This is a genomic window from Chryseobacterium cucumeris, from assembly GCF_001593385.1.
Classification (GTDB): domain Bacteria; phylum Bacteroidota; class Bacteroidia; order Flavobacteriales; family Weeksellaceae; genus Chryseobacterium; species Chryseobacterium cucumeris.
On the sequence record NZ_LUVZ01000001.1, the window covers coordinates 613,389 to 634,188 of the forward strand.

The 20,800-nt window shown below is 36.8% G+C and carries 17 protein-coding genes; 5 read left to right on the top strand and 12 right to left on the bottom strand.

Annotated elements, in window-relative coordinates; all coding sequences use genetic code 11:
- The first annotated feature begins 10 nt into the window (after positions 1–10).
- Entirely contained in the window at positions 11–721 is a 711-nt protein-coding gene (locus tag A1704_RS02780; protein WP_062670252.1) for a T9SS type A sorting domain-containing protein, read from the top strand.
- Between the two features lie 58 nt (positions 722–779).
- Here A1704_RS02780 and A1704_RS02785 read toward each other — a convergent pair whose 3' ends face one another.
- The 5 genes from A1704_RS02785 to gpmI form a co-directional block, all read right to left on the bottom strand.
- A complete protein-coding gene (locus A1704_RS02785) occupies positions 780–1,547 on the bottom strand; it encodes a class I SAM-dependent methyltransferase (RefSeq protein ID WP_062670254.1) in 768 nt (255 codons plus the stop codon).
- Entirely contained in the window at positions 1,547–2,356 is an 810-nt protein-coding gene (map, locus tag A1704_RS02790; RefSeq protein ID WP_062670256.1) for a type I methionyl aminopeptidase, read from the bottom strand. Before map ends, A1704_RS02785 begins: the two co-directional genes overlap by 1 nt.
- Positions 2,357–2,442: 86 nt before the next feature.
- On the bottom strand, positions 2,443–2,874 hold the full coding sequence (locus A1704_RS02795) for a BT0820 family HAD-type phosphatase (RefSeq protein ID WP_062670258.1): 432 nt from the start codon (positions 2,872–2,874) through the stop codon (positions 2,443–2,445).
- Positions 2,875–2,971: 97 nt separating this feature from the next.
- A complete protein-coding gene (locus A1704_RS02800) occupies positions 2,972–3,949 on the bottom strand; it encodes an acyl-ACP desaturase (RefSeq protein WP_047431293.1) in 978 nt (325 codons plus the stop codon).
- A gap of 151 nt (positions 3,950–4,100) precedes the next feature.
- Positions 4,101–5,642: a 2,3-bisphosphoglycerate-independent phosphoglycerate mutase gene (gene gpmI / locus A1704_RS02805; RefSeq protein ID WP_062670259.1), complete on the bottom strand. Its 1,542-nt coding sequence runs from the start codon at positions 5,640–5,642 to the stop codon at positions 4,101–4,103.
- Between the two features lie 193 nt (positions 5,643–5,835).
- Here gpmI and A1704_RS02810 point away from each other — a divergent pair, with 193 nt between their 5' ends.
- The gene (locus A1704_RS02810; RefSeq protein ID WP_062670261.1) at positions 5,836–6,159 is read left to right on the top strand and encodes a translation initiation factor; all 324 of its coding nucleotides are present in this window, start codon (positions 5,836–5,838) and stop codon (positions 6,157–6,159) included.
- Between the two features lie 2 nt (positions 6,160–6,161).
- On the opposite strand, the gene A1704_RS02815 is transcribed toward A1704_RS02810, so the two are convergent.
- From A1704_RS02815 to A1704_RS02830, 4 genes are all read right to left on the bottom strand, one after another.
- A complete protein-coding gene (locus A1704_RS02815) occupies positions 6,162–7,061 on the bottom strand; it encodes a leucine-rich repeat domain-containing protein (protein WP_062670263.1) in 900 nt (299 codons plus the stop codon).
- Positions 7,062–7,118: 57 nt separating this feature from the next.
- Positions 7,119–9,272: an alkaline phosphatase PhoX gene (locus A1704_RS02820; RefSeq protein WP_062670265.1), complete on the bottom strand. Its 2,154-nt coding sequence runs from the start codon at positions 9,270–9,272 to the stop codon at positions 7,119–7,121.
- A gap of 275 nt (positions 9,273–9,547) precedes the next feature.
- Positions 9,548–13,606 (bottom strand): LamG-like jellyroll fold domain-containing protein, encoded by a 4,059-nt coding sequence (locus tag A1704_RS02825; protein ID WP_062670267.1) that lies wholly within the window; start codon positions 13,604–13,606, stop codon positions 9,548–9,550.
- A 399-nt stretch (positions 13,607–14,005) separates the two neighbouring features.
- Complete coding sequence (locus A1704_RS02830; protein ID WP_062670269.1) at positions 14,006–15,835, bottom strand: cytochrome-c peroxidase; 1,830 nt, start codon at positions 15,833–15,835, stop codon at positions 14,006–14,008.
- 228 nt (positions 15,836–16,063) lie between these two features.
- Between A1704_RS02830 and A1704_RS02835 the strand changes: the two genes are divergently transcribed.
- A complete protein-coding gene (locus tag A1704_RS02835) occupies positions 16,064–16,549 on the top strand; it encodes a hypothetical protein (RefSeq protein WP_062670271.1) in 486 nt (161 codons plus the stop codon).
- Positions 16,550–16,571: 22 nt separating this feature from the next.
- On the top strand, positions 16,572–17,426 hold the full coding sequence (locus A1704_RS02840; protein ID WP_062670273.1) for a nucleoside phosphorylase: 855 nt from the start codon (positions 16,572–16,574) through the stop codon (positions 17,424–17,426).
- Between the two features lie 313 nt (positions 17,427–17,739).
- Here A1704_RS02840 and A1704_RS02845 read toward each other — a convergent pair whose 3' ends face one another.
- The gene (locus tag A1704_RS02845) at positions 17,740–18,501 is read right to left on the bottom strand and encodes a Rossmann-fold NAD(P)-binding domain-containing protein (protein WP_062670275.1); all 762 of its coding nucleotides are present in this window, start codon (positions 18,499–18,501) and stop codon (positions 17,740–17,742) included.
- Positions 18,498–18,926 (bottom strand): MarR family winged helix-turn-helix transcriptional regulator, encoded by a 429-nt coding sequence (locus A1704_RS02850; RefSeq protein WP_062670277.1) that lies wholly within the window; start codon positions 18,924–18,926, stop codon positions 18,498–18,500. Before A1704_RS02850 ends, A1704_RS02845 begins: the two co-directional genes overlap by 4 nt.
- 284 nt (positions 18,927–19,210) lie before the next feature.
- Here A1704_RS02850 and A1704_RS24340 point away from each other — a divergent pair, with 284 nt between their 5' ends.
- Positions 19,211–19,354: a hypothetical protein gene (locus A1704_RS24340; protein WP_157885744.1), complete on the top strand. Its 144-nt coding sequence runs from the start codon at positions 19,211–19,213 to the stop codon at positions 19,352–19,354.
- An 82-nt stretch (positions 19,355–19,436) separates the two neighbouring features.
- On the opposite strand, the gene A1704_RS02855 is transcribed toward A1704_RS24340, so the two are convergent.
- A complete protein-coding gene (locus tag A1704_RS02855) occupies positions 19,437–20,714 on the bottom strand; it encodes a hypothetical protein (protein ID WP_062670280.1) in 1,278 nt (425 codons plus the stop codon).
- Between the last annotated feature and the right edge of the window lie 86 nt (positions 20,715–20,800).

Below are 20,800 nucleotides of genomic sequence, written 5' to 3' on the forward strand. Positions count from 1 at the left end.
CTTTTAACCTATGAAAAAAATTCTATTCCTTTTAGCAGGTGGCTTACTAACTGCCCAGCAAACCTCTGAATTAATTTCCAATAACTGGTATATTTCCAAAATGGTAACAAGCAGTGGCCAGACTACCAATACACCTTTAATAGATAATGGAGTTCCCGCAACTACATTTAATTCCACGGGAGGAACGAGCTATGTTATTAATTCCAGATATTATAACACCTCTATGATGGGCTTTGGGATTATGCCCGGAAGCAACAATCTGATCAAAACATCAAGTGCATGTACTCTTTTATTTTATAATGGCGGAAATGCAGCACCTGTTCGTGCTTATGATCAGAAAAACTGTGATATTTATGGTTTAGGAGCATATGCATCAATTTACAGTTACCAAATAACAACCAACGGAATTGTAAAAACTTTGGTGATTACAGATCCTTCAGGAAACAAAATTTACTATAACAATACTGACCAATTGAGCACTAAAGAGACTGCTGCAGTAACGAAAACGTTTAAAGCATATCCAAATCCTGTAAAAGAAGTTTTGCATCTTGAAAATATTGAGAAAAACCTTCCTCTTAAGATCTACGATTTGTCAGGAAAACTGGTATTTGAGACTACAACCAACAGCAACAAAACATCAGTTGATACAAGCAATTTACAGAAAGGGCAATATATTGTAACGATAGAAAATTATAAGTCCTACCCTTTTGTCAAAGAATAAAAACAGAACGTTTCATGTAAATAAAAAAACCGTTTCACTGGCTGAAACGGTTTTTATTTTATTTCTTATAAACTACAGGTAAGATTTCATTATGTCTTAATCCGAATTTTTTTATTTCTTCTTCAGAGAATGTCTGTGAATAGAAGTTCTGTTCTGCTTCGAAGCCTGCCTTTCTTAAACGGTCAAAATAATCCATTCCGTACCAACGAACATGATCGTACTGTCCGAAATGTTTCTGACGTTCTTTTGGATCTTTAATCGTGAAGTCTTCGTAGGTTTTCTCTAATGAATTTTTCATCGGAACCTGAAGAATTCCCCACCCGCCAGGTTTCATTACCCTGTATAGCTCGCTCATTGCTTTTGCATCGTCTTCAATATGTTCCAGAACGTGGTTACAGAAAATGATATCAAAACTATCATTTTCAAAAGGTAAATCCAGAATATCAGCCTTCACATCTACAATAGGAGAATAAAGGTCTGCAGAGATATAATTCAGGTTGCTCATTCTCTTGAATTTCCTTAAAAATTCCTGCTCGGGCGCAATATGGAGTACTTTATAATTCTTAATGAAAAAATCGGTTTCATTCTGAAGATACAGCCACATCTGGCGATGTCTTTCCAAACTTAACGTTCCGGGGGAAAGAGCATTTTCTCTTTGTTTTCCATATCCATACGGAAGGAATTTTCTATAAGATCTTCCATCAATAGGATCAAAGAACTGATCTCCTTTGAAAAACTGATAAATAAGCGGTCTTGCCCAGATGCTAATTTTAATAAGCATAGGACGTGGAATTTTATTCAGTAAAAGCTTAGTTACCTTTTTCATTAAAAATCCAGTTGGAACTGCTTTTCTTCATCACTTACAATCCCTAAAGCTTCGTATACATAATCAAATGTAGAAAGCAATACCGGCTTACCATTGATCACAGCTACATCATGCTCGAAGTGAGCAGAAGGTAAATTATCTAAAGTAGTTACTGTCCAACCGTCATTATGGAATTTTACTTTTTCAGTTCCCATGTTAACCATCGGCTCGATTGCAATGGCTAAACCGTCTTTAATTACTTTTCCGCTTCCTTGTCTTCCATAGTTAGGAACTTGCGGATCTTCGTGCATTTTTCTTCCTAATCCGTGTCCTACAAGCTCTCTTACTACTCCATACCCTTCCTTTTCACAATGTGTCTGGATGGCATGGGAGATATCTCCTATTCTTTTTCCTCTGACAACCTGCTCAATTCCTTTGTATAAAGATTCCTTGGTAACCTGCAATAATTTTTTAACCTCAGGTTTCACTTCCCCGATTTCAAAAGTATAAGCATGATCTCCTACGAAACCATTCAAAATAACGCCACAATCTACAGAAAGAACATCTCCTTCTTTTACTACATCATTGTTTGGGAAACCGTGAACAACCTGCTCATTCGGAGAGATACATAAAGAGTTTGGAAATCCTCCGTAGCCTAAGAATGCGGGTTCAGCACCATGATCTTTAATAAAATCATGAGCCAGTTTATCTAAATATAAGGTAGTAATCCCCGGTTTAATTTCTTTTGCCAACATTCCCAATGTTTTAGAAACCAGTCGGGCACTCTCCTTCATCAGACGTAATTCGTCTATTGTTTTTAATTGAATCATTGTATTAATTTACCAATGTATTAATAGATCAGTGTAACAATATGGATTGGTAAATTGGTACACTGTTAAATTTAAATTGTTTTATTCTACCAGAAAAGTCCTTTTTTCTTTTCTTTTTTAAGTTTTGAATAGGCAAGAACTTCTTTTCCTTCAACGCGGAATTCTATTCTTTCCTGAATAATATTGTAGATCTCACCCCATCCCGGAAATCCACCTAAATTTCTGTCATCGATAAACCAATCTGCATCTAATTTTCTGGACTGATTTTCAGGATCAAAAACTTCTCCTTCAAAGCTTGAGTTCACAGCATAAAATTCTATTCCGTTTTTTTTACAGAATTCTACCGCTTCATCTAATGTTTTTCCGTGTCTGTATGTCCAAAGTATCAATCTGAATCCTTCAGACTGAAGTCTTTTCAAAGTTTCGAATGCAAAAGTTTTCGGTTTTCCAATTGCCGGGTAAGCATCGTCAACAATAGTCCCGTCAAAGTCAACAGCAATCTTTTTATTATTTAACATTTTGTTCTTTTTTTAGCTTTGCAAAGATAAGAAATAAAAAGAGTGCCAAAAAGAAAGGCACTCAATACTTTTATATTTTAAATAATAATAGATCTAATTAGCTTTTTACCCAGCTAAACTGGAACTGAAGATCCGGAGTAGAAACTCTGTCTGTAATCTTCTGTAGCCTTGCAGGAAGTTTCATCAGGTATTCCTGAGCTTTTTCTGCCTTTTCTGTAAGTCCTTTTACATGCTCAATTTTCCATTCATCTAAAAGGTCTTTCATAATATTGATATAATCCTGACCTGTATAGACCATACATCTTTGTGCAGCATCTGAGAAATGTCCCCAAAGTTCACCAGCTTTTTGTCCGGACTGTCTCATTAAGTGAGCAGGCATTACAATTTTCTTACGCATCATATCTTCAAATGCCAGAATCATTTCTGAAGGGTCTACTTCAAGGATTTTTGCTACGAAATGTTTGTATGCTTTAGCATGTCTTGCTTCGTCTGCAGCAATCACACCACACATTTTTGCTAATTTTCCGTTTCCTGATTGTTTAGCCAATGTACCAACTCTTCTGTGAGAAATATTGGTAGCTGTTTCCTGGAAGCTTGTATAAATAAAGTTTCTGTATGGATCCATGCTGGTTCCTAAATCGAAGCCATCATTAATCAGGTATTGAGTGGTAATTTCCACTTCTCTCATGTTTACTCTTCCACACAGATAAAGATATTTGTTTAATAAATCTCCGTGTCTGTTTTCTTCAGCAGTCCATGCTCTTACCCAATTGGCCCAGCCTAATTTTTCTTCCTGATTGATTCCATCAACTCCCATTAACCAAGACTCATAGGAAGGAAGAGCTTCTTCTGTGATACAGTCCCCAATCAATGTTACAAAAAGATCATAAGGCATTTCACGGGCAAAGGTCTGAATTTCTTCTAAATCGTGTTTAAATTCTTCACTTGAAGGATCTGGTAAATAATCGGAAGGCTGCCATATTTTTTCAATTGGCGTTAAAAATTTATCAAGAAAAGAACCTACTTCCTTTTCCAATAATCCCATTACTTCTTTCCTAACAAGCTTTTGATACATTTTACTATTCAGTTTTAATTTACAAAGATATGATTTATTTATTATTTAACGCATAATAAAGTATGACTTGCATACTTTATCTGACATAAATCATAAAAAAAAATACCGCTACTAAAGCATAACGGCATTTTTTTAACAATATTATTGAATATTAATTAAACAAAACTTCTCCAGTCATTGCATCTGGTATTTCAACACCCATTACTTTAAGGATTGTAGGGGCTACATCGCCCAGTTTTCCAGGCTTCAGGTTCCATGTATGGTCTTTATCCATCACGATAAAAGGAACCAGGTTTGTAGAGTGCTGAGTATTTGGAGTTCCGTCCGGATTGATCATTACATCTGAGTTTCCGTGATCGGCAAGAATGAAAACAGCATATCCGTTTTCATAGGCAGCTGTAGCCACTTTTTCTATACATTGATCTACCACTTCTGCTGCCTTCACTGCTGCTTCAAAAACACCTGTATGGCCTACCATATCTGTATTGGCGAAATTTAAGCAGACAAAATCAGCAGTTCCCTGCTCCAGTTCCGGCACGATAGCATTGGTGATATCGTAGGCCGACATTTCCGGTTTCAGATCGTAAGTAGGAACATCTTTCGGGCTTGGGCAAAGCAGTCTTCTCTCCCCTTTAAATTCCTCTTCCCTTCCTCCTGAGAAGAAGAAAGTAACGTGAGGATATTTTTCTGTTTCTGCAATTCTGATCTGGGTTTTTCCATTTTTCTCAAGAATTTCACCCATGGTTTCCGTCAGAACATTTTCATCAAAAACAACCTGTACATTCTGGAATGTTTTATCATAGTTTGTCAATGTGATATAATACAGGTTCAGCTTCTTCATTCCAAATTCCGGGAAATCTTTCTGGGAAAGAACTTCTGTAATCTCTCGTCCTCTGTCTGTACGGAAATTGAAGCAGATCACCACATCATCTTCAATGATTCTTGCTACCGGCACTACATTTCCTGTAGCAGTGGTATTCATTAAAATAATAGGCTTCAGGAACTCATCGGTTACATTATTATCATAATACATCTTGATTGTTGCCAAAGCATCCGTTGTCTGTTCTCCTATTCCTTCCACAAGGGCACCGTAAGCTAATTTTACACGCTCCCATCTTTTATCTCTGTCCATGGCATAGTATCTTCCTACCACTGTTGCCAGCTTTCCGGTAGTTGCTTCCATATGTTTCTGAAGTTCATCGATAAACCCTAATCCGGAATGCGGATCACAGTCTCTGCCATCGGTAAATGCGTGAACAAAAACATTCTCATTTAAACCGAACTCTTTTGCAGCGGTCAGTAATCCTTTTAAGTGATTGATATGTGAGTGTACTCCTCCATTGGAAACCAGTCCGATGAAATGTACTTTTTTATTTTCTTTTTTGGCGTATTCAAAGGCGTCCTGAATCACTTTTTCCTGGCCCAATGTTCCGTTTTCAACGGCCATGTTCAGCTTCACCAGGTTTTGGTATACTACTCTTCCGGCTCCCAGGTTCATGTGTCCTACTTCAGAATTTCCCATCTGTCCGGCTGGTAAGCCTACCGCCAGCCCACTCGCTTCAAGCGTTGTATGTGGAAATTTCTGGTAACAGCTGTCTATGAATGGTGTATTTGCTTTATCTATTGCAGAAACGTTAGGGTTTGTTCCCAATCCCCATCCGTCAAGAATGGCCAGTATTGCTTTTTTCGACATTTTGTAAAACTTTTGTTAGACAAATTTACCTAATTTCCTATGAATAGAAGAATTTGAAGTCTTGAATTTTATGGATTGCTAATGATCAGTCTTCTAACCGTGTCAAGGTTTAAAACTTGGACATGGTTAGAAAAATTGAAATCTCGTTAATTATTACCATTCATTAATCCGTAAATCTTTTTAATTTTGCGGTATGGATTTACGAGATCAATTGAAGAATCTTTTTCCTGATCATGAAGAGCAGGATTTTGAGATGCCTGAAGAAAAATTCAAGCAGAAAGAGCCATTGGTATGCAAATTTGAGAAAAAAGGAAGAAACGGTAAGCCCGTAACGATTGTTGAAGGCTGGGAAGGCAGCGAGGAAGACCTGAAAAAAATCTCAAAGAAAATAAAAACCACCTTGGGTATAGGCGGCTCTGAGAAGGATGGAACGATTGTCATTCAAGGAGATAACCGTGATAAAATAATGAATATCCTTAAAGAAATGGGATATAAAACCAAACGTGTTGGCGGATAGTTCTAGAAATAGATCTGGGTTTCCGGCAGTAAGGTTTTTAAGTTTTCAATTTTAGATTTTTCTATAGGATTTCCTGTAAGAATCAATGTTTTCAGATTTTTAAGCTGTTTGATTTCTACAGGAATATCTTTCAGATCATTATTGGCCAGATTCATGCTGACGATATTTTTCAGCCCTTTTACTTTGGGCGATATTTCTGTGATATGATTTCCGCTTACATTCAGAAATTCAAGCTTCTTTGCTTTAAAAAGGTTTTCTGGAAGCCTGATAATAGCATTCTGCTGCAGTTCAAGATATTTTAAATTTTCCGGAAAAGAGAGATTTCCAAGATCATTGATCTGGTTATCTGAAAGGTTCAGGAATCTCAGATTTTTGATCTGATCCAGTTTGTCTGCAATAAAGTTTATCTGGTTTCCCTGAAGGTTGATTTCTTCCAACGCGGGAATTTCCATAAGGGCTTCGGGAAATGTATTTAGATTATTAGCATCTAAATGTACCACTTTTAAGTTCTGAAGCTTTGCAAGATTAGGATTAATGCTTGTCAAGCTGTTCAGATTCATAGAAAAAGTAGTCAGTTTCTTCAGATTGCTTACCTCATCAGGAATAAATTTAATGCTGTTTTCATTCACATTTAAAATTTCCAGTTCTTTTAAAGCAAAAAGTTCCTGATCCATTTTCTCAAGCTTATTCGCCATGATATTCAAAAAGAATAATGAATCCAGTTTTACAATCTGAGGAGGAATATTGAAAAGACCTTTTTCTCTGAAACTTATACTGTAAACCGCTTTTTTACTTTTTAAAGCATCTTCAATATTGGTAAATGTAGGATATTTCACCGGATCAATCTGTGCTTTGATCTGAGAAAGTGAGATGATGGAAATCAATAAGAAAAGCTTTTTCATAAAAATAAAAGGTCTGCCAGCAACCAAAGCTGCCGACAGACAAGAATTATAAATAATTTATTTCTTTACAAGTTTAACTGTTTTCTGGAATCCTCCTTCAGCTTCAATATTTAAAACTAAAACTCGTGATCCTTCTAACTGTTGTGTGAAATCAAGATCCAATACTTTATTGGTTCCGTTGAATTTCTTCGTGTAAACGATTTTCCCGTCCATGCTGTAAGCTGTTACAGAAATATCTTTCAATCCTTTTGCTGAATTGATTTTTACCACTCCTGAAGTTGGGTTCGGTGCTAATGTTACTGTATTCTCTTCAATTTTGGTATCAATAGTTCCTAAAGTTCCTTCAGTTCCAAGGTTATTTTTAAGGGCAATAACGATCGTTGCTGATTTTCCTCTGTAATCAATTGTATTTCCTGTAGCATCTACATCTGTAGAAATTGTTGAATCCGGGTGTTGAATAGAGAAGAAACCAAATTTATGATCAGGTGTAAATGTCAATCCTGTAGGTTCCGAACCAGCCGGCATAGAAGCAAATAGTCTTACTTTCGGATTGGCCTGTGTATGATCCGGAGCAATGACCCAGATATAGTTTTTACCACCATCCTGAAGTACCCAAAGGTTTCCAAGTTCATCGAAAGTAAGGTTGTCATTTCCGTCTCCCCAGGCTTCAGATTTCATTCCCTGAGCTGTATTGAAAGAATATACAGAAGAACTTCCACCTACAAATGTTTCTACCTGAGAAGCAGTAGTTCCGTTATCCTGTAAACGGTATACTCTGTCTAATCCTTTTGCCGTAAAGTAGATTTTACCATCCAGCGGGCTGATATCAACATCTTCTACCCCGTTGAATTTTGTTCCACCTAATGACAGGGCGTTGGTATTGGTATTATTCTGATCTACTTTTTCTTTATTCGGAACCTGAATCCATGTCGCTGTAGTTCCTACCGGATCTCCTGCAGCCGTTAATCCCTGATCCAGTTTTAATACATAAAGGTTTCCTGAAGAGAGATCATTAGGAGTATCCATTACATATTTGTACACCAAGTGAGTTCCACCGTCTTCTCCATAATACGCTATAGTTCCCGCATTATTGATCACCACATTCTCGTGGTTCATGATTCCCATCTGCCAAAGCTTACCTTTTGTCCCGTTAGGGTTTTTAGATATAACCTGAGCAGTAGCAGGATCAATCTCTACCAGCCAGCCATAATCTTTATAACCGTCATTGTTCACATCATTGGAAGTTACAGATTCTTCTGCAGTGACTATAGTTCCCCACGGCGTAATTCCTCCGGAACAGTTCCTGATCGTCTGTACCAAACTTGGATCTGAGAAACTTACCGCTCTTGATTTTGTCAGCTGCCAAAGTTTTGAAGTCGCGTTATAGTTGATTTCTGCCATGGTAACTCCTCCGGGATTCGTTTCATGGTTGACAGAAAGATATCCGTTCGTACTGCTTCCTGTTTTTGGGACATAACCGGTAAAGTCATTCTGACCTCCTACCAATCCTCCGCCTTCGGTATAGCTGTCTCCTTCTTTTAAAATAAGCTGGTATTTGTGTTCAGCCGGAATAATTAACTTATTGGTTTGTGCTGTAGGAACAATTGAAGTAAAACAGCTGATATGCGTTCCGTTACAAGTTACAGGAATAGTTGTATTGGTAGTCGTTTTCAGATAAGCATCAATTCTTAAGTCTGAACTGGTTGTACTTCTGTTATGTAATTCAATAGAAAATCTGTTAACACCGTTTACAAATTTTGATTTTGGAATTGAAAAAATGTTATAAACACTCTCTGCTGCCCCATCAATAGTAGTACTGGAGAAAGTATTGAATGTAACAGCACCTGCAGGCATATTATCTCTTACAACTTCTTCTCCGTTAAGGTATACAATAATACCGTCGTCTCTCATCACACCAAACTCCATAGTATCGGAAAGCGTTGAAAGATCTACCGTAAAATCTTTAGCAAAATAGGCTGTAGTAAGCCCTGAATTGATTGTGGTAGTTACAGGATCTCCATATCCTAACGGGCCGTTTCCTACTGCCCATGTTGAAATATCATAGGTTTGGGCATTCCAACCGGCTGGCTGCGCCTGGTTGTTATCTTTATAGCTCCATGACGCATTCTTATTGAATATCAAGGTCTGCGCCTGAAGACCAGAACCGGCCAGTATAGCCAAAGCTCCCACTGCTAGTAGTTTTTTCTTCATTTTTTATTTGATTTATTAGACCTTGCAAAACTATTTTTTTAGCGCTTTTTCTCTGTTAATAGGATTTTAAATCTAAATCGTCGAATATTAACTTATCAAAAACCTAATGTTAAGTGGATTAATTTTTTGTTACAAAAGCATAAGGTCCCAACCTTCTTTTCGGAACACAAGTATCTGAAATCCTTATTAAAGTTATAAAATTTTAGAAGCAGGACAATCAAAAAATAAGGTATGTCAACTGACATACCTTATAAATCAAATATTGTTTTTTTAATTTATTTAATGATGAATTTTTCCTGAGATGTATTGCTTTTAGATATGTAGGATGCGATATATGCTCCTTTTGGAAGGTTCAGTATAATGTTTTCTTCAGATTTTAAACTGAATATTTCTGCTACTTTTTTACCGGACATATCATAAATAATTAATTGTGAGCCTACCCAAGATTTTGGCACGCGCACTGAGATTGGAGAGCCCTGAGCAGACGGGTTGGGAACAATTCTTGGCAACTGACTTTTCGCAACCTCGGAATTAACTCTGGATAATGCAGAAGATGAATTGGTAAGGAAAAACTGACTGAAAGAATTTACATTTAAATTTGTGTTAAAAGTAACCCTTGTATTAAGACCTGTACCGGAAACCTGATCTGCATTATCGACGCTTGTTCCCCAGGTGCTTCCAAAGTCATTACTCCCTCTTTTGAAGAGACTGTAAGAAGATGGATTCAGATAATTGCCAAATCCTGCATTTTTATAAAATGATAACGATGTAAGCGGTGAAAATGTAAGATTTGTCCCATAATTGTTTATAATCGTATAGAACTCAAAATTAGTATCCGTATTTGGTAATTGGTCAGGATTAATTGTACCTCTTGATATCCATACATCTCCATTCGGATAAGTACCTGAATTAAACTCCATAGCAACTCCGGCAGTTGTAAAGTCTTTCACACCAGAAGACGTAACATTCATTTTTTCACTTACTCCTTCAAAAACCGGAGCATTTGAAGTTAATCTTGTATATCCTGTTCCCTGATAGGATGCAAAAGTTCCTGAGTTGTTTTTATTAACCGTAATATTCCCGGTCGATTCATTGAACTGAAGATAATACACCAATCCATTTAAAATAGAATCTCCGGCAATACTTTTTGTCAAATGTCTCCATTGTCTGATTTCATCAATAGATAATGGTCTGTTCCAGATTGCAACTTCATCCATTTCCAATTGGGTAAATCTGTTCGTATATCCTCTTCCATAGCTTCCTAAAAACAAGAGGTTGAAAACTTCAGACGGTAATGCTGTATTATTTATACTTTCTTTTCCGTTAACATATATTTTTACATTCGTTCCGTTGCTTACCAATGCGATGTGTGACCATTGCCCTACAGGAGCCTGCAAACCGGATGACCAGCTCCAGCCCGGGTGAAAGCCGATTGTGTTGTTGCCTTCTCTGAAATTCATTCCAAATGGATTGCTGCCATCCTGAGACATAAAAACACCACTGTAATCGGTCTGGATACCGTTGGGTTTTATCCAGCAAGAGAATGTAAAAGAATTTTTATTAAGGTTAGCGTTATCTATTTTAATATAATCACCTGTGGTTTGACCTGTAAGTTTTATACTGTTTCCAGGAACTTTGTCAGGCTGGCTTGTTCCACACTGATTATTGATTTCAATAAAATTATTGAGTGTCTGCGTGCTTGTTCCATATTGATCTGTCACCGTTAAAGTTACGGGATAGGTTCCGTTCGCGGCTCCCGCATAAGAAACCAATGGGTTTTCTAATGTGGAAGTAGAGGGTGTTCCTCCCGGAAAGCTCCATTGCCATGTAGCACTGGCATTACGTACAACGGAATAATCTTTAAACTGGACTTTTTCTGCAACCGGACAGCTAATTTTATTATTTCCAACTGATATTAAAGCACTGGGAGGACTTATCTCATATAAAGCATGCTCAAATGCACCTCTGGATGTTCCTATTTTTAATTTATTTTCATTGTAATTGATGAACATAAAACGTACATCACACATGGGCAAGCCATTACCCAGCATTACCCAATTCTGCATCACATTATTTCTGTAAAATATCCCTGCTTTATTGCCTACATACACACCGCCGTTTGATCCTCTCTGGAAAATAATTTTCGTAATAGGAGAAGTCGTGAGTACAGAAGAACTGAGATTAGTCCAGGTTGCTCCTCCGTCACCTGACTTTAATACTTTGCATACAGACTGAACGCCGCTGTAAGTTATCCATATTTTGTCTGGATCATCATCTCCAATGGCAATATCTGATATATTGGTTTGTCCAGAAGTTACTGTCGTATTAGGGGTAATATCAGTCCACGTAAGCCCAGCGTCTGTCGTTTTCCAAAGTTTATTATTGGTTAAACCTTCAACAACAATCATTACATTGGGGTTTTTAGCAGAAATCTTTTCTCTGAATACCTGATTGCCAAAGGTTTTTACGATAGATATACTATTTCCGTTGTCTTCGGTTTTAATAAGAGAATTTTTCCATGTTGCCAAATTCGGGTTGCCTGTCGGATATTGACCTGCATGATGGGTAATCATGGTATAGTATTTATTGGGATGGAATTCTATGGAATTAAAATAAGCATAAATTCCTCCTAAATCCAGGAAATTAGGTTCATTAATCAGTGTATTCACGCCGGTCCTGAAATACCGGTAATTACTATATCCCTGGCTGTAAATATACCGGTCATCCAACGGATTAACGTCCGTATTCCCCTGATCTGCCCCTGTTCCGTTATACCAATCAAAACCATTGGCACTTTCCTTAATCATTACCGGGCCGTGATTATTCCCCGATGCAACCAGATTGGTTTTGAAAGCACTTCCGAAACCCCAAAGTTCATGATTACCAATACTGTTGGTTAAAGTAGTCATTGTGACTCCCAAATTGCCGGATGCTGCCATTTCCCCATCACTTCCTGTTACAAATTTTCCGTTCACGAAATCCATGGATCTGATATCAGAATGAGTGTATGAAGCAGGAGTAGTAAAGGTTACTCCATTATCTGTGGAAATCCTGATTTGACCCACTCCATAAGTTCCATATACAATCTTATTTTCATCATTACGGTCCATTTGTATGTCGCCATGATGCAGACTGTTAATTCCTCCGGAACCAGGAACCATATTGATTCTTGAATTTTCAACGGCTCCGGTAGCTTTATTAAATTTATAAAGGTTAACCGCCTGATGCCCATAGGCATTAGCACCGCTGCCTGCTGCTACATAGAACGAAGAAGTATTATTTGTGGGTAAAAAAACTTTAACCCAACCAACAATTTGCCCATTGGCAGTAGTATCCAAGGTAGTAGAATTTAATTGGGTAAAGCTAGCTCCCTGATTAGTTGATTTATAAACCTTAAAAATATTATTGTTTGATGAGCTGGCAAAATAAACCGAATTCCCATCATTCGGATCCCATTCCAAAGATTCACTCTGCGTTGAAGAATCTCCAATCTGATAATCTGCAGGAAGACCGGTTTGAACGGCACTCCAGGTATTTCCGCCATCACTTGTTCTGTACAATGAGGTTCCCCAGTGAACAACAGCAATATTAGCATTTGAAGGAGAAACTGCAATATCATAAGCTTTTCCGGAATAGTTTGCGGAAGTCATCGTGGTGGCAGTCCAGTTAAGCCCGCCATCTATAGATTTAATGACCTGGGTATCGCTTAATGCATACACTGTTTGTGGATTAGCAATACATACGTCAATGTCATTATACTTAGAATCAGGAAAACCGTTATCTACAAGATTCCAGGACGTTCCTCCATCTATAGTACGCCATAGCCCTCCGGTTACGAAGGATACAAACATCTTTTGAGCATTGGTAGGATCTATCCTGGTTAAAAACACATACCCTCCATGATTATATTTATTGGAATAATTTGTACTTGCACTATTTACCGGTCCTATTATTGTCCAGTCACCAACTTGTGTTTGTGTAGATAATAAGGCTACATTTTTTACTTTAGGTTGATTGAACAATAAAGGTTCAGGGGTAACTTTCCCCTGATTATCCAGATAAAACAACTTTGTTCTTAACCAGTCTTCGCCAATACTTCTTGGCTTGCTTTTTTCCCACCTGTGACTGCCAAAATACTTGTCGAAACTGGCTTTTACTTTGAAGTAATCGACATTGTCCTTCATTTCAGAAAACCATGGTTGGGACTTGTGCCTTAATTCGTATTCTATGTCTTCATCCTCTTCAGTTTCATTTTTTGCTGCCGGAAGAGTTTGAGCATGATAAATTGCTGAGATCAGCAAAGTAGGTAAAAGAAGTCGCTTTATTTTCATCATTATTATTATTTAATCATTAAATCATTATCAATGAAGTAAATTTAAACAATACCAATAATACTTAAACAACATGCGAATATTTTACTAATATTTTACATTTTTAATTAATTTAATAAAATTATAATGATTCAGTGTTTATCATACACCTACACAAACTTTAATAGATTTAATGTACTGAAAAGCCTGAAAACATTTTATGTAAAACAAAACAATTAAAGAAAAAAATTTTTGATCGTGGTAAGGAAAATGAACAAATACTCTGGCTTTAAGAGTACGGATATGTGATGTAAGACCATTTTTTTATTGCCCTGAATACTTGCCTTTGCCCAAGAGGTTAATGGTTCAAAGCAAAACCATACCTTGCAACTCCCACTCCGAATCTCATACCAAGAAAACCGTCTATTTTGATTTACTCACATCCGTAAGAGCATTCAGAAAGGCGATGATCTGCTTTATTTCTGTTTCAGTGAAGTTCAGTTTATCGGATGCCAGCGTCTGGTTTTTCATTTTTAATCCTAAACCTTCTCCTCCACCTTCGTTATAAAAATCCAGGACTTCTTCCAAGGTATTGAAAGCTCCGTTATGGAAATAAGGTTTGGTAAGGGCAATATTTCTCACCGTTACTGTTTTGAATGAATAATCATAAATCCATGATTTTTCCTTTTTCACAGGGCTGTTTCCTCGTCCTAAATCCTGATCAAGCTCTACCGGAAGCTGTTTGATCGGTCTGGTTGTTATTCCCAAGACTTCAGATTCATTTTCATTAAAAAATGGAGGTACCAATCCTGAAAAGGTGGGTGTAAAATGACAGGTTGCACAATTGGCTTTTCCCATAAAGAGGTTGAATCCTTTTTTCACATCATTGGAAACCTCTTTTTCATTCCTCATAAAACGGTCAAAATCGCTGTCAAATGAGTACAATGAAGCCACATAAGAACTTAATGCTTTTGAAAAATTTTCTTTACTGATTTTCCCGTCCTTGAAGGCATTTCGGAACGCTTTTTTATACTCAGGTTTTGTTTTTAATTTCTGGATAATGCTTTCATAGCTGGTATTAAATTCCTGCTCATTATAAATAACGTGCTCTGCCTGCTGTTCAAGATAGAAAGCACGAAGATCATAGAAAAACCTCTTGGCAAAAACAGCATTATATAAAGATGGGGAATTCCTCAAAACCGTTTTCCCTTCCACATTACTTTGTGATTTTGCCTTCAGATCTGTAAAAGCATTTTCCTGAAGATGGCAAGTCGCACAGCTCATTTTTCCGTTACCACTTAAATTCTGATCGTAGAAAATGGATTTTCCAAGGTTACGGAGTTCCGGACTATCTTCTGAAGATTTTAATAAAGTATAAAAATAAGGATCCAAAAAATCACTGCTGAAAAAGTTTTTGTTTCCCACATTCCATCCGGAAAACTCTTTAAGATCATCAGGTCTTCCGTCCCATTTTCCCAGCTCTTCATACAAAGGCTGAACGTATTTTTTATAAAATTCAATACGATCAAAAGTTTCAAAGTCGGTATTTTTTGAAAGATAGCCAATAGCTTCTGTTAATATCAGATTAGATTTCTGAGTATTATAGTTTTTAAAATAAGGATCATCATTGATGTACTGCTGTATTCCTGCAAAAGCATGTCTGGTTTCTTCAGAAATATTCAAAGATCCCGGCGTATCAAAACCTGAAACACCCAGTGAATAGATCCTGATCAACTCTATTCGCAAAGGCAGTGTTTTGTTATTTCCTTTGCTCAACCCATTTTTTAAAGCACTTAAATAAAACCCGGAATAGCTGTTATACAAAAAGGTAGTAATGGTTTTAATTTTTTCTTTCTCATGTATTGCTTCGTCGGAAAATATCAGTTCATCCAGTACCTGCAATCCTTCGGGAGGAAGTGTATAGGCGGAAGTTCCTGCAGCTTCTATATGAAACAAAGGTGCTGCATTAAGATGGGTTTTGGTAAATTCAGGATAATGATAAGCGATATAGAACTCAACTTCTTTGAATGAATTTCTTGTTCTGCTTAGTGATTTTTGCAGCTCTTCCAGGGAAACACGATCTTCAGAGAACTTATCAACATCTGATTTCAGCTGTTCAAGCTTGGTTTTAAAGTCGGACAACCCTTTATTGACAAATGTATTTTCGCTTTCTTTTCCTTTATAAACAGGATTAAAAGACATTATTGCAAATCCTATCAGAAGGACGATTACAAGCAGTGGATAAGATCTCATGAATTTTTAGCGGCAAAAGTATTCATCTGATGTTATCTCAGTTTTAATAACAGATTAAATAATGTTTATATTTCCGGTACAATATTTTTCACTAATTTTAAACCCCGAAATCAAATTCATTATTCTAAAGAGAACGGTTCTTCGAAATACCGGAAAATAGTGGCGGGAGATTATTGGGAGAGGATTTTTTAAATTAAATTCAACACATCAAAAAAACTAAATAGGAGTATGAAAACAAAACTATGGTTTGCTGTTATGGCAAGTTTCCTTTCTATGACGGCATTTTCCCAGAAAAAAAAGCAACCGGAAAAGATATCCGGAAAGCCACAGGAAATGGCTGTATATGCAGAGAAAAGAGGGGCTGATTATTATTTGGTCCGCCTGGAAAAAGATAAAAACATTCCCAATGTCTATGTACATTCCAATGGTATAACCAAGCCTTATAAAAATTATTCTGACCTGAAAGATATTGTTACAGAGTTCCCCGGAATGATGACTTCCAACAACTCAACAAAGGAAGAACTGATTTCTATTCTTAAAAAAGATGATCACTTCTACGAAATCACTTCACAGAGGAAAGATCCTAAAAACATTGAAAAGACGGTCATTACTGTATATGAGGTTATGAACGGACAGAAAAGGATTGTAGAAGAATACAATGACATCTACGAGGTTATGGCATCTCCTTATAAAGAAGCCATTATGATTAATTAAAAAAACAAAAAATATACATATTATGCTAAACAAACTTGCTGCCTCAGAACTTGTTCTGAATGAAGACGGAAGTGTATACCACCTGAATCTTTTACCTGAAGATATTGCTGACAAAATCATCCTTGTAGGTGATCCTGACAGAGTGGCAAAAGTTTCAAAATACTTCGATACCGTAGAAATCAAAAAAAATAAAAGAGAATTCTATACGCATACAGGAACGCTTCGTGGAGAAAGAATCACCGTAATGTCTACAGGGATCGGAACTGAAAACATCGATATCGTGATGAACGAACTGGATGCTTTGGTAAACATTGATCTTCAAAACAAAGAATTCAAGACTGAGCACAAGGCTCTTGAATTATTCCGTATGGGAACTTGCGGAAGTGTAAACCCGGATGTACAGGTAGACAATATGCTGGTAACGCAGAACGTTGTAGGTTTGGACGGATTGATGCACTTCTATCAGGATTACAACTTCGAAAATGAGTTTTCTAAAAGCTTCTTAGAAAAATTCCCTTACGAAAGAATCAAGCCAATGCTTTATTTCTCAGACTGGGCAGAAGAAATGGGAGCATACTACAAAGATGCCAAATACCACGGAAATACAGCAACATTCCCGGGATTCTATGCTCCACAGGGAAGACAGCTTCGTTTGAAAGCGGTAGATGATCAATTCTTAGAAACGCTGAATGATCTTGGAATTACCAATTTTGAGATGGAGACCTCTGCGATCTATGCTCTTTCAAAATTATTAGGCCACAAAGCCATTACCGTAAATAACGTTATTGCCAACAGAAGACGTGGAGAATTCTCCGCAGACCACCATGCTTCTGAAAAAAACCTTATTGAATGGGTATTGGAAAGAATTATTAAGTAATTATTTTATTGATAAAATTAAAACCTCCGGAAAAAGATTCCGGAGGTTTTTTTATGAGGTTTGGGCTAAAGCCAATGGAATTTTCATCTATTTTTTAACGGGCTAAAGCCCGTTCCTAATGAATTGTATCTTGCTGAAAATATTGATTCTTTTATGATGAACAAAGCTTACCACTCACCTTATCATTCCCTAGGAATCTAAATACAAAACTTTAAAAACAGCGTAGAGATTCCTGCGGAATTACAGAGTTGTCAATAGAAATCTTGTAAGTAAAATAGTTAAAGGTCGATAATCATTAATACAAATGCCATGATTACAAATGAAAACTTCTCGGATCCGGATATTGAAATGTATAATTCAGCTCTGAAACCAGCTTTGATGACAGAACCTTCTTCCCTTTCACTTCAAACTCTTCTTCATCAAGTAGATTTTTCTGTGCGTTAATCACCTGACTTTTCGCAGGATGTACAGGAGCCGTAACATTATAAAGTTTTGATTCACTTTTCTGTTTAATCATTTCTGAGATAATCCTGCTGATATCAGCATAATGAATATGATTTACAGCATGATCCAGATTACCTACATTATAATTTTTCAGCAGTCTGTTGTCTCCCATCAGACCGCCAAGTCTCAGAATATTAAGTTGGGGATATTTATTTCTCAACATTCTTTCGCCTGATATTTTCTCCAAAGGGACATCTTCTTCTGTAAATTCTTTAGCAATATCGGGATAAACACCTGTAGAACTCATCAGAAACATCTGCCCTTTAAAGTCTCCTATAAAAGCTGACAAATTCTGAATCCTGTTATACAAAGAGCTTACACAACAACTTTTTTCAGAAACAGGAATTGTAATAATCAAAACTTCCATATTTTTAACTTCTCCCCATTGGGAAAGAGGTTCTGTCAGCTGATAATCCGGGAAAGAAGCCATTACAGCATGAATTCCTTTATTATTGAGTAAATTTACTTTGCTTTCTGTTGTAGTTGTAGTTGCCAGTGTATATTTTCCGGATAAGGAAGATTCGAGTCTTTCTCCCAGCCAGCCATAGCCTATAATTCCTATTTTCTTCATTGTTCGGACACGGTTTGAATGGATAATATTTCGTCTAAAGAAGCCATCAGTTGAGTTTTTACTTCATTACTCAGATGCATACAATTCTGAACAGCTTCAGGAATATATTTTGCTTTTTCTTCGAGTTTTGCTCCCTGCTCTGTAAGGTTGATCAATACAACTCTTTCATCTTCTGAGCTACGGGTTCTGATGATCAGTCCGTTTTTTTCCATACGTTTCAAAAGCGGGGTAAGCGTTCCGTTGTCCAGATGAAGATGTTCACCAATCTTTCCTATATTCATTCCGCCATATTCCCATAAAACGGTCATGACAAGATATTGAGGATATGTAAGTGAAACTTCCTCCAGGTAAGGCTTATATAAACCCGTAATATATCTGGAAACGGCATATGTTTTAAAACATAAATGTTCTGATAAAGGCATCATCGTTCTATTTTAAGAAACAAAGATAACCTATTTACTTTGTGCACAATATTTTTGTTTAAAATATTTATTAATTAAAATCTTTTATGAGCCGAATTCTATTTTTGCAGAAAATTTTCTTTTAGCCTCTTCTTATTTATTATTTTAGCAAAAACTAATTACTGATTGAACATGAAACACACACATCAGACAGAAAACAATAAGCTTTCAGAACTCTCTACAGAAGAACTCACAAAGGAAGAAAAAAACGCTCTGCAGCTCATATTTCCTTTTGTATAATTATGGGAATGCTGGTAGGCGTCTGCATTTATGTTACCGCTAAGAAAGGGTTCAACGGTATCACTCCGCTTCCTCTGGCTTTTTTCCTTTATATCTTATTATTAGAAAAAGCTGGCAAAATGCCCGCAAGGAACTTCAATCCCGCAAGCTAAATAAAAATTGACAATCCATAAAAAGGACTTCCAGTCCGGAAGTCCTTCACACCATATCAACTATAATAAAAAAACCTATTATTTAAAATTCATTGATCATCACGTAAAAATGTCCGGAATACAAACTGTTAGCTGTTCCTGAAATATTAGTGAGATTAATTGTAATAGAGGAAGCAGAAGTCATTCTTGGATTCGAGATGGAAAATGAAGAATTTCCTACAAAATCTCCTGCCGGAGAAACTACCACTACAGCTCTTGTGGAATCAGGCTGATATTCTGCCGGAACGGGAATATCGATGGTTGTAGATTTTCCCGGAGGCAAATTATTAATTGAAATTCCAGGCCATGCTTCAAAACTGATCTGACTTTTCTGAACACTGCCTTTTTCTCCCAATTTAAACTGTCCGCTTACATCCAGTTTTGCAGAGATATTCGGAGTATTTGTACCAATACCTACATTTGCATTGTTATTGCCCAGAACAATAGCATTGGCCTGTGAAGTAGCAGCTCCATATCCTACAGCGGTTGAAAATTGTCCTGACGCATTGGCTCCCGAGCCTAAAGCAGTAGAATTCTGACTATTGGTTACTGCATTATATCCTAAGGCAGTTTCACTATTGCTATTTGTTTTGGCATTATATCCTAATGCAATGGACTGAAATCCATCTGCTGATGAGTTATTTCCAACAGCTACAGATTCATTGCTGCCGGTTTGGGCATGAAAACCTATTGCTGTAGATCTGAATCCTGCTGCAGTCGTTTTATTTCCTACAGCTAAAGCTTCATTACCAGAAACTGAAGTGGCACTCCCAATAGCAATTCCCATAAATGCTGAGCTTGCGCTTCCCAAAGCAATACCATTCTGACCTGCATTTGAACCTATCCCGAGGCTTACAGAATTGTCAACTCCAAGTCTTCCTGCTGTTAATGCATTTGCTTTAAAGATCAGATCATCATATGTTTTTGTTCCTAAAGCAAGCGTTGTACTCGCTCCTCCATAATTTCCTACATTCGTGCCTGTAAGATTCCAGTTGTTTCCATCCTCTGTTTTAGTGGTATTCCCACCGTTTGCTAAAATTTTATTCCATTTTGATTCGAACCAGTAATAGAAACCAATTTCTTTCAGAGTAGAATTTCCGTTATTCCATATGATAAGACCTTCTGCCGGAGAAGGTATGGTAATATTGTCCGTTGTCGTGGTAAGGGCAACACTTGGAAGGAGTACTCCTTTATTATTGGCATTAATCTGAAGCATCGCTGACGAATCCGGATTCGGTAATCCAATCCCAACTTGCGCATATGTAAAAATACTTATTAAGAATAAGAGAAGTGTATACAGAAGTTTATAGTCTTTTTGCATTACTTGCATTTTTTGCAGGTGCAAATATACAAATTTTTAATAAAATCATAATTAAATTAAAAATATCACAATTAAAAACACATTAA

What these genes read in the sequence shown, in the direction of transcription:
- A1704_RS02825 (WP_062670267.1), bottom strand. Translation starts at nt 13,606, where the DNA reads ATGATGAAAATAAAGCGACTTCTTTTACCTACTTTGCTGATCTCAGCA.
- A1704_RS02780 (WP_062670252.1), top strand. Translation starts at nt 11, where the DNA reads ATGAAAAAAATTCTATTCCTTTTAGCAGGTGGCTTACTAACTGCCCAG.
- A1704_RS02800 (WP_047431293.1), bottom strand. Translation starts at nt 3,949, where the DNA reads ATGTATCAAAAGCTTGTTAGGAAAGAAGTAATGGGATTATTGGAAAAG.
- A1704_RS02820 (WP_062670265.1), bottom strand. Translation starts at nt 9,272, where the DNA reads ATGAAGAAAAAACTACTAGCAGTGGGAGCTTTGGCTATACTGGCCGGT.
- map (WP_062670256.1), bottom strand. Translation starts at nt 2,356, where the DNA reads ATGATTCAATTAAAAACAATAGACGAATTACGTCTGATGAAGGAGAGT.
- A1704_RS02815 (WP_062670263.1), bottom strand. Translation starts at nt 7,061, where the DNA reads ATGAAAAAGCTTTTCTTATTGATTTCCATCATCTCACTTTCTCAGATC.
- A1704_RS02795 (WP_062670258.1), bottom strand. Translation starts at nt 2,874, where the DNA reads ATGTTAAATAATAAAAAGATTGCTGTTGACTTTGACGGGACTATTGTT.
- A1704_RS24340 (WP_157885744.1), top strand. Translation starts at nt 19,211, where the DNA reads ATGCTGGTAGGCGTCTGCATTTATGTTACCGCTAAGAAAGGGTTCAAC.
- A1704_RS02785 (WP_062670254.1), bottom strand. Translation starts at nt 1,547, where the DNA reads ATGAAAAAGGTAACTAAGCTTTTACTGAATAAAATTCCACGTCCTATG.
- A1704_RS02810 (WP_062670261.1), top strand. Translation starts at nt 5,836, where the DNA reads ATGGATTTACGAGATCAATTGAAGAATCTTTTTCCTGATCATGAAGAG.
- A1704_RS02845 (WP_062670275.1), bottom strand. Translation starts at nt 18,501, where the DNA reads ATGAAGAAAATAGGAATTATAGGCTATGGCTGGCTGGGAGAAAGACTC.
- A1704_RS02840 (WP_062670273.1), top strand. Translation starts at nt 16,572, where the DNA reads ATGCTAAACAAACTTGCTGCCTCAGAACTTGTTCTGAATGAAGACGGA.
- A1704_RS02835 (WP_062670271.1), top strand. Translation starts at nt 16,064, where the DNA reads ATGAAAACAAAACTATGGTTTGCTGTTATGGCAAGTTTCCTTTCTATG.
- A1704_RS02850 (WP_062670277.1), bottom strand. Translation starts at nt 18,926, where the DNA reads ATGATGCCTTTATCAGAACATTTATGTTTTAAAACATATGCCGTTTCC.
- gpmI (WP_062670259.1), bottom strand. Translation starts at nt 5,642, where the DNA reads ATGTCGAAAAAAGCAATACTGGCCATTCTTGACGGATGGGGATTGGGA.
- A1704_RS02830 (WP_062670269.1), bottom strand. Translation starts at nt 15,835, where the DNA reads ATGAGATCTTATCCACTGCTTGTAATCGTCCTTCTGATAGGATTTGCA.
- A1704_RS02855 (WP_062670280.1), bottom strand. Translation starts at nt 20,714, where the DNA reads ATGCAAAAAGACTATAAACTTCTGTATACACTTCTCTTATTCTTAATA.